This window comes from Arthrobacter sp. B1I2 (assembly GCF_030816485.1).
Classification (GTDB): Bacteria; Actinomycetota; Actinomycetes; order Actinomycetales; family Micrococcaceae; genus Arthrobacter.
Genome location: NZ_JAUSYC010000001.1, coordinates 2,548,168 through 2,561,410, shown reverse-complemented (window position 1 = coordinate 2,561,410; position 13,243 = coordinate 2,548,168). Strand labels below are relative to the sequence as shown.

Genomic DNA, 13,243 nt, shown 5'->3' with positions numbered 1-13,243 from the left:
CGGGAGAGACACGCAGCCGGTTTCCCTTTTCCCTGAGAGCGGATACTCGTTACAGGCGTGCCAGCTCCCGTGCCAGCCCGGTAGAAAGGTCACCTGCAGGCCCCACGTCCACTCCAGGCAGGCCAAGCCAGTCACCCATCAGCTTCAGCTCAGCAGCGAGTTCGACGGCGGTGTCCGCCGGTGCGTCCGGCTCGGCAAAGGCGGATCTCACCAGCAGCCGGCCGCCAGCCCGGTCCGCCTTCAAGTCAACGCGGGCCACGATCCTGTCGCGCAGCAGGAAAGGCAGGACGTAGTAGCCGAAGCGCCGTTTGGGCTCCGGCGTGTAGATCTCGATCCGGTAATGGAAGCCGAACAGTTCCAGGAGGCGCCGGCGTTCAAAGACCAGGGAGTCGAACGGGCTCAACAGCGCGCGGCCGGTGGCACGCCGTGGCAGTGCCGCTTCCACGTGCCGGAAGACCTCCCGCCCCCAGCCCGCCACGGTAACCGGCTCCAGCCTGCCTTGCTCCACCAGATGCGAAACGGCCAGCGCCGTGGCCTTGACCGGAATGCGGAAGTAGTCGGCGAAGCAGCGGATGCTTCCGATTCCGTGCGCCCGCGCGGCCGCTTCGGTCAGCCGGTGAAGTGCAGCTGTTGGGTCCGCTTCCCCTCCCGCTGCGGCCGGGTTTGGGAGGACTTTGGACGTCAACGTGTACCTGCGCTCGAATTGCCCGGTCCTGGAGGCCGCCGATACCAGCCCTTCTTCGAAGAGGTGTTCCAGGACCCGTTTCACTGCGTTCCAGTTCCACCCCCAGTTGGCCGTCTGTTTTTCCTCCACATGCCCGATCCGGGCAGTCAGTTCAGAGGCCGTCATCGGCCGGGACCGGGCGAGGACCGCCAGGATCCTGGCCGCAACGTCATCGCGGAGCCCGGGGTCCAGCCGGGCGGCGCCCACCCAGGACCGCTTTTGCCATAGAAGCAGGTCCTGGTAATGCTCCGGCCGGATGTAGCTCGCCTCGTGCGCCCAGTACTCCAGCATGCGGCGGGGGTGGCTGCCGGACATGCGCTGCAGGATGTCACGGTCGTAGTTGCCCAGGCGGGAATAGAAGGGCAGGAAATGGCTGCGCACCAGTACGTTCACGGAATCGATCTGTACGAGCTGGAGACGGGCAAAAGTACGGCCCACCGCCCGTGCTGTCACGGGGCCGGTGGGCCGTCCTTTGTGGAGTCCCTGCGCTGCCAGTGCGATCCGCCGTGCCTGGTCAAGGCTCAGCGTTGCTGACAATTCAGTCCTCTCTGGTGGTTGGGTCCACCCTAAGCGTTGGCGGCGGCGTCGTCGGAGCGGTAGGCAAGGATCTTTTCCTCAACCACCGTGTCTCCTGGCTCGCATTCGTGGTCCAGCGTAATGACGCCGTAGGTCCAGCCGCGGCGGCGGTACACGACGGACGGCGTGTTGGTCGCCTTGTCCACGAAGAGGTAGAAGTCGTGGCCCACGAGCTCCATGTTGTCTACGGCATCGTCGAGGGAGAGGGATGCAGCGGGAAAGACCTTGCGCCGGATCAGTACCGGCGAGTTTCCGGCCGGAATGTCATTGTCCACATCGTAAGGGGACTTTTCTTCCGGGGCCTGGGCGGTTTCGCTCCGGTGGTTGGCCTCAAGGTACAGCGGTTCGTGGGCGCTGGCTGGTTCGAGTGAGGCGGTGGCCTCACGGACAGCCTTGGGAGTGTGGCGGCCGTGGTGGACCTTCTTGCGGTCCTTTGCCCGCCGGAGCCGCTCAAGCAGTTTGTTGTAGGCGAGGTCAAAGGCGGCAAACTTGTCTGCGGCGCTCGCTTCGGCACGGATTACAGGCCCCCGCCCCAGGACAGTCACCTCAACGGTCAACTGGTCGCCGGTTTGCCGGGCATTGGTCTCCTTGGAGACTTTCGCGTCGACCCGCTGGACTTTGTCACCCAGCGATTCGATTTTTGCGATCTTTTCCCCGGCGTATTCGCGGAAACGGTCTGAAACTGTCAGATTTCGTCCGCTGATCATAAACTCCATGGTGCCCTCCAAATGACTTCGGTGACACGACGGCGGCGCTTCCTTGGGCCGGGCTGCCTGACAGTCGAGCCCCTCTCCGAGCCGCCATCGAAAGGTACATTCTGTTCTTGGTACCCACCACCGACGTTAGTTCATAGCCACCCGTTATTCATCCTTTCCCGGTTTATTTTTTTCTAAGTCATGGTGGTTCCCGCAGGGGCTGGCGGGGGCAGTGCCGGCGTCCCCGGAGTCCGGCGGGCGTGTCGCCGCCAGCACGACGGCGCCCCTCACCTGGGCGCCGGCAAGACGCAGTGCGCGGGCTGCTTCCCCAAGGGTGGCGCCGGTGGTCAGGACGTCGTCGACAATGATGCAGGGGCGACCTGCAACCTTCGCCCGGGCGCCGGATTTGACCCGCATGGATCCCCGCACGCGCTGGGAGCGGGCTCCCCTGCCCAGACCTTTTTGACCGCCGGGCAGCATGCGGCCAGGCCCCTGGGTCTTGTTCAGGACATCCGCCACCTCGAGGCCTGGAAGCTGCCGTACCGCATCTTTCAGCAGCAGGTGGACCGGGCTGAATCCCCGGTTGACGTAGGCCGCTGTGCTGGTGGGCACGGGGATCAGCAGGAACCCGTTACCGCCCCGGACTGAGGCCCTGACTGCCCCGGCGAGCGCCTGCCCAAGAGTTCCGCCAAGCTGATGCTGGCCGTGCCGTTTGAACGACAGCAGGCCCTGTGCCAGCTCGTCCCGGTACACCCCCGCTGCCACAACGGGAAGCATGATTGCCCCGGTGACGTCCATGAGGGCGGGGGCTCCGCTCTCCGCCCGGAACGGATGCCTGGTCAGCCGGCGGATGTGGCCGGCGCAGGGTGGGCACAAGGTCCGGTCTTCCGCTCCGCAGCAGACGCAGTCCACCGGGACTGCCAAGGCGAGGAGATCCGCCGCGGCGCCTGCCAACCAATCGATAAGGCGCAGGCGGGCGGCCGTGGGTTCGGCCCGGTGCAGTGCCGCCCAGGGCAGGGGAGGTCGAAGGTCAGGATCCGCTCTCCGGGTCTCCTGGCGGCCGGAACCAGCGGTGCCGTTTCTGCGGGATGGGCCGTTCACCATCCCACTATGGCCGCAGGGCCCAGACACCTTCGAGGACCGGCCGCGGCTATGTGGATAAGGCGGGTCTGCCAGGACGGTGAAAGAGTTCCGCCACCACCCAGGATGTGTCAGCCCGGAAACGCAGGATCAACAGGGCCCTTGATTTGCGGGGACCAGCCGTTGCCGAGGCGCTGGAAGACACCCTCCCCGGACTGTACATAGATGTCATCGGCACCATTTCCGGCGCTGATGGCTACCAAACCCGGCCAGGGGGCCAGCTGCTGCGGCTGCCCGGAGGTGAGGGAAAGCAGCTCCGGCGTGACATTTGAACCGGCCGCCCCCTTCATGACGGCAACGGTGGTGCCGTTCACCCAGACCCCCTGGTCGGGGTCGCTGGCGGCCACCAGGGTAACGGGCGCGGTCAGTTCGCGCGGGGTGCCGTCGCCGGCACGGATAATGCCCGTCACCTGCACCCTGGACTTCCCGTTCTGTTCGGATATGACCAGGGCGCGCACGCCGTCACGTGAGATCCGGAATTCCTTCACCGTGCGGCCGGCAAGCCAGGAGGGTGCCAGCGTCACGGTCGGAACAGCTGCCCCCTCTGCCACTCCGGTGGGATGGAACGCCACCACCTCGGTGGCACCGGTGGCGCCGGGTCCGGCCGTCCACACCCAGTCGTTAACGCTGAAGGACGGCCGGCTGAGCGTACTCCGCGTCGTCAGGGTGCGGGCGGGCTGGCCCGGGCTGATGCTGTACAGGGTGGTGCGGCCCTCATTGAGGAAGGCTGCGGTCTGCGACACGGGCGATTCCGCGGGATATCGGGGGTTGAGCGCCGAAACGGGCTGCATGTCGGGCAGCGGCGTGACGCGGTTGTTTTCGTAGCGCACCAGCTCATTGCCGCTGATGGCGATCTGGCGCGACGCGACCGTCTTGTCCAGCACGGGAGGAAGAACGGACCCGTTGTCCTCCACCCGGACCAGGTCCTGGTTGGCGCGCAGTTCAACATTGACCACATCGGGCTGGCTGCGGAACGTCAGGGTCAGCTGCATCTGCATGCGGAGCCGGTCCTCCGCCGAAGTTTCCGTCAACTCCTTGGCAGTCAGGTCCACCTGGGCAGCTCCGGACACCACCGGCACGGACTCACGGGCGAGCTTGATCCCGGAGGGAAAGGCGCTGGCGACGGCGCCGCGCAGGTATGGAGCGGGCCCGGCCAGCAGCGCGCTGGTCATGGCTTTGACGGTCTTGTTCTTCAGGAACCAGCGGACGTCGGGAATGGCGTAGGTGAAGGTGGGGTCGTAGAAATAGATGGGGTAGGCACCGTAGATGACTTTGAACGTTTCCTCCGCGATGGCGGTCCCGTCCGGGATCGCGGAGATCCGCCACTCTCCATCCACCTGCGTCACCGTTACGGGAATGCGTTCCACGGTTCCCGGCGGCGGCTGGGTGGCTATTCCGTCGGCATCCACCATGTATGAGACATCCAGCTCATAGTTGAAAATGTTGTCCGTGCCTGTAGGAACCACGCGTGCCTCCCGGTACACCAACGCGCGTTTGTCCGGCTTCCAGGACACGGCGGATGCTTGGGTCAGGTACTGGCGGGCCACCGCATAGTCGTCCTCGTAGCCGCTGCCTGCCCGGTAGAAGTAGTCGATGATGGTCTCCGGCGGCGCGCCCGGCTGGGGTGCTGCCGGAAGGAACACCGGTGCGCTGACGTTGCCGGCACTGCTTTCGCTGCTTTTCCCCACCGGTCCCGAGGTGGGGATCCGGGCGCAGCCTGACAGGAGCACGATCAGCAGAGCCAGCAGAGCCGCCGGGTACTTCGTGTGCCGCACGGTGACCCTCATGGCGTCTCCTCCGGCGCCCGCATCGGAGCCGGCTTGGCCGCACCCGTCTGCAGCACCAACATGTTTTTGTAATCCTGTTCTGCCGGAACGCTCCCTGGTGCGCCCGGATTGGTGACGTCCTTTGGTTCCAGCTGTACCGGCGACTCCGTGATGTCGCCGTCCTGGCGCAAGGGAAGGGTCAGGCGGAAGTTGGCACCTTCGCCCTTCCTGCCCCAGGCCTGCAGCCAGCCGTGGTGCAGCTTCGTGTCCTCCATGGCGATGGACAACCCCAGCCCGCTGCCCCCCGTGGTGCGTGCGCGGGCGGGATCCGCACGCCAGAACCTGTCGAACACCCGGGCAGCCTGTGCCTGGTCCATCCCGATCCCATGGTCGCGGACGGCAACGCCAACGGCAGTTTCATTTGCCGCGACCGTGACGGTCACCGGCTTGCCCTCACCGTGCTCCACCGCGTTCAGAATCAGGTTCCGCAAAATCCTATCGACCCGCCGGGCATCCATTTCCACGATCATGGCACCATCGGGAACGGCGTAAACGATCTCCGAACCATATTCCGCAGCCACCGGCGCAGCGCCCTCAATCACGTGGGCAATCACCTGGAGGATGTCCTCGGGTTCAGCATCCAGCACGGCCACGCCGGCATCGAAGCGGCTGATTTCGAGCAGGTCCGAGAGCAGCGACTGGAACCTCTCCACCTGGTTGTAGAGCAACTCGGCGGACCGCTTGTTGATGGGGTCGAAGTCGTCACGGGCGTCGTACAGGACCTCTGCCGCCATGCGGACGGTGGTGAGCGGTGTCCGCAGCTCGTGCGAAACATCGGAGACAAAGCGTTGCTGCATCTGCGAGAGCGTGGCCAGCTGGGTGATCTGCTCCTGCAGGCTGGCGGCCATGTGGTTGAAGGAGGCACCCAGGCGGGCCACTTCGTCCTCGCCCTTGACCACCATGCGCTCCTGCAACTGCCCGGCTGCCAGCTTCTCCGACACCATGGCGGCATGGCTCACCGGGCTCACCACATTGCGGGTGACGTACCAGGCGACAGCGCCGATCAGGAGGATCAGTACTGCGCCACCGGCCCAGAGGACGCTTTGAATCTCGTTCAGCGTCTGCTGTGCCGTGTTCAGGTCGTAGATGAGGTACAGCTCGTAGACCGTGCCGTTGAAGGTCACCTTGTTCCCGACGGCGATCCCCGGCCTGTCTTCGGTGCCTACCGGGATGACGGTGGAGGCCCAGTACTGGTCCTTCCCCGACTGCTGGACGGCCTTGCGCAGCTCAGGGGGAATGACGCTGACCGTCAGCTGGTCCGATGCCCGGGACTCCACCCACCGGTTCCGGGGCTTGGTCTGCTCCGGCATCGCTTCGAAGACGTAACGGCGCTGGATCACCGAGCCCCGGCCCTCCACGGCGTTCAGTGTGTCGTAGACCAGGGTGATGACGCTGGACTGGTCGGTGACCTGGGCGCCGTCGAACGTCTCCTGGACCTGCTTGACGTTGTAGCGGGTCTCCGACTCCGCCTGCGTCAGGCGCTCCTGGAACAGGTTGTTGGCAATCTGGGTGGACAGGTAGGCGCCAACAACAGCGAACGAGGTCACGGTCAGCATCAGGGTGGTCAGAACGGTACGGAACTGCAGGGACCGGCGCCAGCGCCGCTGCAGGGTCCGCCCAAGGTACCTCAGCCCGGGAAGGAAGCGCCGGACACCCGTCAGGACGAGCCTTGCCACGCGCAGCACCACAATCAGGGCGCGCCGCTGCCAGATCCTTGCCCGGAACGCCACATGCCGGAGCCCGGGCATAAAGGTGCCACCGGATTCCGGCGCGCCCTGGACACTGTCGCTCTGGGCGGTGCCGGCCCGATTCAGGCCCGCGTCCGCGGAGTCCGGGGTTGCGCGCTGATCCGGTTCCCCGTCCTGCGCGGCCGGGTCAGACCCCTGCTTTGTAGCCGACACCACGCACCGTCAATACAACTTCCGGAGCTTCCGGGTCCTGCTCGATTTTGGACCGCAGGCGCTGGACATGGACGTTGACCAGGCGGGTGTCAGCGGCGTGGCGGTAGCCCCACACCTGCTCCAGCAGCAGTTCCCGGGTGAAAACCTGCCAGGGCTTGCGGGCCAGTGCCACCAGGAGATCGAATTCCAGCGGCGTCAGGGAGATCCGCTCGTTGCCCCTGCTGACGGTATGGCCGGCTACGTCGATGGTGATGTCCGCGATGCGCAGCGTTTCGGGGGCCTTCTGGTCGCCAGGGCGAAGACGCGCCCGCACGCGTGCAACCAACTCGGCCGGCTTGAACGGTTTTGGCACGTAGTCATCGGCGCCGGATTCCAGTCCGCGGACGACGTCGGAGGTGTCGGACTTGGCGGTCAGCATGACGATAGGCACGTCCGACTCGCCGCGGATCTGGCGGCAGACCTCGATACCGTCCATACCGGGAAGCATGAGGTCGAGGAGGACCAGGTCCGGCCGCGATGACCGGAACACGTCGAGGGCCTGGGCGCCATCGGCGCAGAAGACCGGCTCGAAGCCGTCATTACGGAGGACAATTCCAATCATCTCGGCCAGCGCTTCGTCATCATCTACCACCAGAATGCGTGCCTTCATAGCTATATATTCCCTTATCGGGATGGGTTTGTCCTGTTGAGCGGCTTCCGGCATGGCGGGGCACTAGGCCGCCCGGCGCCGGAACTATAGTCTTGGGGTCATGCTGTGCCCAGCCGGTGCAAACCTTTTTGGCCGGCGGTGGCAGGGCAGGCGGACTGGTATGGGGGAGGATTCAGTGTCACCAAAGGAGTCGGGGTCCGGGGAGCCGGCGCAGGAGCGGCCGGGAGAACGACGCGACGACGGCGGGCGGGCCTCTGCAGGCGGGCGCCCCCCGGTGCCGCCTGTCTGGGAGCAGCCGTGGGCGCCGCCGGCAGGGCAGGAGGCAGGCCGGCAGGCACAAAGCGGCCACGAATCATGGCCCGGAACGCAGCCTCCCGCGTGGGGGCAGTGGCCGCCGCACGGTGGGTCGCCGTACAACGGGCCGCCGTCCACCGTCTCCCCTTATCCCCGCGGACCCTACGGCGCGCCGCACCCCGGGCAGCCACGGTATACGGCCCCGCCCAAGCCCGGGATCATCCCGTTGCGGCCGCTGATGTTCGGGGAGATCCTGGACGGCTCCTTCCAGGCCATCAGGCACAATGCCAAGGCGATGCTCGGCGCGGGCCTCCTTGCGCAGTCCCTGTCGGCCATCCTCGCGGCGGTGCTCACAGGCGTCCTTGCAACGTCGTCCGGGTCCATCGAGGCCTGGGCGGAGACGGCGGGCAGCGCCGACGTCGCTTCCCTGGGGATCGGGCTGATGGCCGGCTTTGCCCTGCTGTCCATCCTGTCGGTGTTCCTTGCCGCTGTCCTCCAAGGGGCCATGGTGGTCCCCGTGTCCCGGTCCGTCCTGAACCGGCCCACCGGCTTCCGGCGCATGCTGTCGCTGGCGCGTCCAAGAATCGGGGCGCTGGTCAGGCTGGCGGCGCTGCTGGTGGCAGCGTCACTGGCAGCGGTGATGCTCTTCTTCGCACTGATCGTGCTCCTGTTCTCCAACGTTCGCGGCGTGGCCGTACTGCTGGTCATCCCCCTGATGCTGGGCTTCGGCGTGGGATTCCTCTGGGTGGCTGTCAAGCTCATGGTGGCTCCCGCCGCCGTCGTCATCGAGGAACTGGGCGCCTTTGCCGGACTCCGCCGCTCCTGGGAACTGACCCGGGCCAACTGGTGGCGGATCCTCGGCATCACCCTGGTGGTGGGGATCCTGGTGGCTGTCATCACCCAGGTGGTCCTGATCCCGGCAAGCATCCTCCCCACGATCCTCTCCGGTGTCATCTCGCCGCACGGCGGCAGCGGACAGGAAGCTTCATTGGCCGTGGCCGCAGGCATAATCACCGCGGTAGTCGGGGCCCTGGTGGGCGCAGTCGGCTACGCCTTCCAGACGTCAGTCATGGCGTTGCTCTACATGGACCTGCGGATGCGCAAGGACGGACTGGACATCGTACTGCTGCGCCAGCTGGAGACCGGCGCTGATCCGGACGGCATCCCGGGCCGCGGCGCCCAGGCCGGCAGCGGCGGCCCGCACCCCGGCTACGGAGCGGTGCCAGGAGCATGGCCGTATGGCCGCTGAACCTCCCGTGCTTCCCGACGCCGGCGAGGCGCGGCGCTGGGCGGCCGAGGAACTGGCCAAACCGGAGTACCGTGACGCCGCCCCGTCCTGGCTGGACACCCTGTGGCGGAACTTCCTGGACTGGCTGCAGTCCCTGGACGGCTCCAGCGGGGACGCTGCGCCGGTCCCCAGCCCCGTCATCGCCCTCGTCATTGCCGCCATCATCGCGGCCGCCATCATCCTGGCCCGCCCCCGACTGCACGCACGCGCCCGGCAGGCCAAAGACGTCTTCGAACGGGAAACGGCCCTGGCCGCCGCGGACTACCGGACGCGCGCGGAAGCCGCAGCCGCGGCCGCGCAGTGGGGGGACGCCGTCGTCGACCGTTTCCGTGCGCTGGTCCGCAGCGCCGAAGACCGGGCCATCCTTGACCCCCAGCCGGGCCGGACCGCGGACGAGGCGGCGCGGGCACTGTCCGTGCCGTTCGTCACGGAATCCCGGCGCCTGGCCCTGGCAGCAGCCACTTTTGACGGGATCCGCTACGGAAACAGGGCAGCCGGCGGCAACGATTACCGGGAAATGGCGGGGCTGGACACCACGTTGGACGCCATGAAGCCTGCCACCGCCGGAAGTACGGCGGCGCAGCCATGACCGGGCTCCCCACTGTCAGCGCGGAGCATCGGGGCGCTGCCAAAGAACCGGAGACGCCCCCCGGATCCGCGCCAGCTGGCAGGACCCTCCCGGGCTGGCTGCGGCGGCACCGTGCCGGGACCATAGCGGGCGTGGTGGTGGCTGCGGCGCTGGCACTGGTGATCGGCACCCAGCTCGCTCCCAAGGGCGACACCATTCCCCTCTCCGTGCACAACGCCGGGCCGGCCGGGGCCAAGGCGCTTGGCCAGATCCTGGGCCGGCACGGGGTGTCAGTCCGCACCCCGGACCGGTTCGATGCGGCGCTGGAGGACCTGCGCGCCAGCTCCTCCCCCACCCTCCTGCTCTACGACAGGAACGGCATCCTGGGTGAGCAGCAGCTGGCCGCCCTGGAAGCGGCGGCGGACCGGGTGGTGGTGGTGTCCCCCCGGCTGGAGACCCTGGCCGCCCTTGGCAGCGGCATCCGGCAGGCCGGCGTGGTTCCCGATGCTTTCCCGGTCCTTGACCCCGGCTGTTCCAACACCGACGCGGAGGCGGCAGGGCAGGTCACGGGTCAGGGAGGATTTGTGTACGACGGCGGCACGTCCTGCTACCGGGCAGCAGGAACTGCCGGAATGCTTGCCGTCAGCGGCGACGGCCGCCTGGCCGTGCTGGGCAGCACGGCCGTCCTGGGCAACGACAGGCTGGACGAACTGGGAAACGCCGCGCTGGCAGTCAGGATGCTCGGCGCCTCCCCGGACCTCGTCTGGTACCTGCCCACGCTTCAGGATGCAGCAGGCAACGGGTCTGGAAAAACCCTCGATGACCTTGCCCCGGACTGGGCCCGCTTCCTGGGCCCCTGGCTGCTCCTGGTTGCAGTGGCGGCCGTCGTGTGGCGCGGCCGCCGCCAGGGGCCGCTGGTGTTCGAGCCGTTGCCGGTGGTGGTCAAAGCCGTCGAGACGGCGGAGGGACGTGCCAGGCTCTACCAGGACTCGCGGGCCGTCGACCATGCCCGGGACAACCTGAGGTCCGGCCTGCTGGTGCGGCTTTCCGCAAGGCTCCGGATGGGCCCCGGCGCCACCGCCGAAGACACGGCGGCCGCAACGGCCCGGCTGCTGGGCCGGGACATCGCCGAGGTCCGCACGCTGATTAACGAACACCCCAAGACCGAGGCCCGGCTGGTTGCCTGGTCTCAGGCCCTGGACAAACTGGAGAAAGAGGTCATGACCCGATGAGCGAACAGAGCAGTGGCCGGGGAGTCCTCAACCCGATGGACTCCAACAGCGGATTCGACCGGGCCCTGGACGACGACGGCGCACGGCAGGCACTGCTTGCCGTGCGCCGGGAGGTGGCCAAGGCGGTGGTGGGACAGGATGCCACCGTCACCGGCCTCCTGATTGCACTGCTCTCGCAGGGGCACGTGCTGCTGGAGGGCGTCCCCGGCGTTGCCAAAACCCTGCTGGTCCGGGCACTGTCCTCCGCGCTGAGCCTGGACACCAAACGGGTGCAGTTCACCCCCGACCTCATGCCGGGTGACGTTACCGGCTCACTGGTCTACGACTCGCACACTTCCGAATTCAGCTTCCGGGAGGGGCCTGTCTTCACCAACCTCCTGCTGGCGGACGAGATCAACCGGACCCCGCCGAAAACCCAGGCCTCACTCCTCGAGGCCATGGAGGAGCGGCAGGTGTCCGTGGACGGCCTGTCCCGGCCGCTGCCCGCGCCGTTCCTGGTGGCGGCCACCCAGAACCCCGTGGAGTACGAAGGGACCTATTCGCTGCCCGAGGCACAGCTGGACCGGTTCCTGCTCAAGCTCACCATGCCGCTGCCCGGGCGCGGGGAGGAAATTGAAGTCATCCGCCGCCACGCCGCGGGGTTCGATCCGCGCGACCTGGCAGCTGCCGGTGTCCGGGCGGTGGCCGGTGCGGAGGATCTGGAACGGGCACGGGAAGCCGTGGGCCGGGTGGCGGTGGAACCGGAAATCATTGGCTACATTGTTGACCTGGTGCGCGCCACCCGGTCCGCTCCCTCATTCCAGCTGGGTGTCTCCCCCCGCGGCGCCACCGCCCTGCTCAACACGTCGAGGTCCTGGGCGTGGCTCTCCGGCCGTCCCTTTGTCACCCCGGACGATGTCAAGGCGCTCGCTCTGCCATGCTTGCGGCACCGGGTGTCGCTGCAGCCCGAAGCGCAGATGGACGGGGTCCGGGTGGACGATGTCCTGGGCAGCATCCTGGCCTCCGTCCCCGTTCCGCGCTGATGGCCATCTCCGGGCGCTTCGTGGCGCTGGTGCTGCTGGGCCTTGTGCCGGTGCTGCTGTTCCCGGGATGGCTGACCGTACTGGCCACACTCGCCCTGCTCGTGGCACTGCTGGGCGCCGACCTGCTGATTGCGGCGCCCCTTCGGCAAGTCAATGTGGCGCGTGCGGAACCGGAGACCGTGACGCTCGATAAGGCAGTGGAAGCGGTCCTCACGGTCCGCAACGGCGGCAACCGGGCGCTTCGAGGATCGTTCAGGGACGGATGGCAACCTTCCGCCGGTGCGCAGAACCCCGTTCAGGACATTGACGTCCCCGCCGGCGAGAGCAGGCGGTTCGCGGTCCGGCTCCGGCCGGTCCGGCGGGGTGACCTCGCCGCGCCGCATGTGACGCTTCGTTCCTTTGGCCCGCTGCACCTGGCGGCCCGCCAGCGGACCATCGGGTGTCCAGGCTCGGTGCGGGTGCTGCCACCCTTCCATTCCCGGCGCCACCTGCCGTCAAAGCTGCGGAAGCTGCGCGAACTCGACGGGAAAGCAGCCGTCCAGGTACGCGGCGCCGGCACCGAGTTCGATTCCCTGCGCGACTACGTCCGCGGCGACGACGTGCGCTCCATTGACTGGCGCGCCACAGCCAGGCGTTCCGCCGTCGTGGTCCGGACCTGGCGCCCGGAACGGGACCGGCGGGTAGTAATAGTGCTCGACACCTCCCGGACGGCCGCGGCAAGGATTGGCGACGAAACCCGGCTGGACACCGGGATCGAGGCTGCGCTGCTGCTGGGCGTCCTGGCCGAACGGGGCGGCGACCGGGTGGACTTCGTGGCCTTCGACCGGAGAACCCGGGCGCGGGTTGGTTCTGCCGGCCAGGGCAACATCCTGGGCCGGCTGGTCCAGGCCATGGCCCCCCTTAACGCCGAGCTGATCGAGATGGACTGGCCGGCGGTCCCGGGGCAGGTCCGCGCCGTTTCGGCGCACCGGTCCCTCGTGGTGCTGCTGACGTCCCTGGACAGCGGGGCGCCGGAGGAAGGTCTGCTTCCCGTGGCGGAGCGGCTGGCCGGCCAGCACGTCGTGGTGGTGGCGGCTGTCCGGGACCCCCAGCTGGGTGCAATGCTCCGGGAACGCGACGATGCCACCGGGGTGTTCCGCGCGGCTGCGGCCGAGCGCGCCCTCCTGCAGCGCGCGGCGGTAACCGAGGAGCTGCGGCGGTATGGGGTGGAGGTGGTGGACGCCGAGCCCCACGAGTTGCCGCCCCGGCTTGCGGACATGTACATCAGGCTCAAGGCTGCAGGTAGATTGTGAAACCGGAGGCAGTCACCTCCACAGGCAACAGGAGGT

At 67.6% G+C, this 13,243-nt stretch carries 11 protein-coding genes; 5 read left to right on the top strand and 6 right to left on the bottom strand.

Translation table 11 applies throughout. The features are described 5' to 3' along the window. Positions 1 to 49: 49 nt before the first annotated feature. The 6 genes from QFZ57_RS11980 to mtrA form a co-directional block, all read right to left on the bottom strand. Positions 50 to 1,261: a winged helix-turn-helix domain-containing protein gene (locus tag QFZ57_RS11980; RefSeq protein ID WP_306900414.1), complete on the bottom strand. Its 1,212-nt coding sequence runs from the start codon at positions 1,259 to 1,261 to the stop codon at positions 50 to 52. 29 nt (positions 1,262 to 1,290) lie between these two features. After that, positions 1,291 to 2,016, bottom strand: coding sequence for a ribosome hibernation-promoting factor, HPF/YfiA family (hpf, locus tag QFZ57_RS11975; RefSeq protein ID WP_306630643.1), 726 nt, complete (start codon positions 2,014 to 2,016; stop codon positions 1,291 to 1,293). A gap of 144 nt (positions 2,017 to 2,160) precedes the next feature. Continuing rightward, entirely contained in the window at positions 2,161 to 3,096 is a 936-nt protein-coding gene (locus tag QFZ57_RS11970) for a ComF family protein (protein ID WP_306900411.1), read from the bottom strand. Positions 3,097 to 3,206: 110 nt separating this feature from the next. Further along, complete coding sequence (locus QFZ57_RS11965) at positions 3,207 to 4,922, bottom strand: LpqB family beta-propeller domain-containing protein (RefSeq protein WP_306900409.1); 1,716 nt, start codon at positions 4,920 to 4,922, stop codon at positions 3,207 to 3,209. Beyond that, positions 4,919 to 6,709, bottom strand: a complete 1,791-nt coding sequence (mtrB, locus tag QFZ57_RS11960; protein ID WP_306901572.1) for an MtrAB system histidine kinase MtrB — start codon at positions 6,707 to 6,709, stop codon at positions 4,919 to 4,921. The genes QFZ57_RS11965 and mtrB overlap by 4 nt, the downstream gene beginning before the upstream one ends. 127 nt (positions 6,710 to 6,836) lie before the next feature. Then, positions 6,837 to 7,511, bottom strand: coding sequence for an MtrAB system response regulator MtrA (gene mtrA, locus QFZ57_RS11955; protein WP_018768515.1), 675 nt, complete (start codon positions 7,509 to 7,511; stop codon positions 6,837 to 6,839). A gap of 175 nt (positions 7,512 to 7,686) precedes the next feature. Between mtrA and QFZ57_RS11950 the strand changes: the two genes are divergently transcribed. The 5 genes from QFZ57_RS11950 to QFZ57_RS11930 are packed head-to-tail and all read left to right on the top strand — an operon-like array spanning position 7,687 to position 13,207. After that, positions 7,687 to 9,054 (top strand): hypothetical protein, encoded by a 1,368-nt coding sequence (locus QFZ57_RS11950; protein WP_306900407.1) that lies wholly within the window; start codon positions 7,687 to 7,689, stop codon positions 9,052 to 9,054. After that, positions 9,044 to 9,682 (top strand): DUF4129 domain-containing protein, encoded by a 639-nt coding sequence (locus QFZ57_RS11945; RefSeq protein ID WP_306630639.1) that lies wholly within the window; start codon positions 9,044 to 9,046, stop codon positions 9,680 to 9,682. Before QFZ57_RS11950 ends, QFZ57_RS11945 begins: the two co-directional genes overlap by 11 nt. Further along, positions 9,679 to 10,893 (top strand): DUF4350 domain-containing protein, encoded by a 1,215-nt coding sequence (locus QFZ57_RS11940; protein ID WP_306900404.1) that lies wholly within the window; start codon positions 9,679 to 9,681, stop codon positions 10,891 to 10,893. Before QFZ57_RS11945 ends, QFZ57_RS11940 begins: the two co-directional genes overlap by 4 nt. Further along, a complete protein-coding gene (locus QFZ57_RS11935; RefSeq protein WP_306630637.1) occupies positions 10,890 to 11,915 on the top strand; it encodes an AAA family ATPase in 1,026 nt (341 codons plus the stop codon). Before QFZ57_RS11940 ends, QFZ57_RS11935 begins: the two co-directional genes overlap by 4 nt. Continuing rightward, entirely contained in the window at positions 11,915 to 13,207 is a 1,293-nt protein-coding gene (locus QFZ57_RS11930; RefSeq protein ID WP_306900402.1) for a DUF58 domain-containing protein, read from the top strand. The genes QFZ57_RS11935 and QFZ57_RS11930 overlap by 1 nt, the downstream gene beginning before the upstream one ends. Positions 13,208 to 13,243 lie beyond the last annotated feature (36 nt).

What these genes read in the sequence shown, in the direction of transcription:
- QFZ57_RS11965 (WP_306900409.1), bottom strand. Translation starts at nt 4,922, where the DNA reads ATGAGGGTCACCGTGCGGCACACGAAGTACCCGGCGGCTCTGCTGGCT.
- QFZ57_RS11940 (WP_306900404.1), top strand. Translation starts at nt 9,679, where the DNA reads ATGACCGGGCTCCCCACTGTCAGCGCGGAGCATCGGGGCGCTGCCAAA.
- mtrA (WP_018768515.1), bottom strand. Translation starts at nt 7,511, where the DNA reads ATGAAGGCACGCATTCTGGTGGTAGATGATGACGAAGCGCTGGCCGAG.
- QFZ57_RS11945 (WP_306630639.1), top strand. Translation starts at nt 9,044, where the DNA reads ATGGCCGCTGAACCTCCCGTGCTTCCCGACGCCGGCGAGGCGCGGCGC.
- QFZ57_RS11935 (WP_306630637.1), top strand. Translation starts at nt 10,890, where the DNA reads ATGAGCGAACAGAGCAGTGGCCGGGGAGTCCTCAACCCGATGGACTCC.
- mtrB (WP_306901572.1), bottom strand. Translation starts at nt 6,709, where the DNA reads ATGCCCGGGCTCCGGCATGTGGCGTTCCGGGCAAGGATCTGGCAGCGG.
- QFZ57_RS11930 (WP_306900402.1), top strand. Translation starts at nt 11,915, where the DNA reads ATGGCCATCTCCGGGCGCTTCGTGGCGCTGGTGCTGCTGGGCCTTGTG.
- hpf (WP_306630643.1), bottom strand. Translation starts at nt 2,016, where the DNA reads ATGGAGTTTATGATCAGCGGACGAAATCTGACAGTTTCAGACCGTTTC.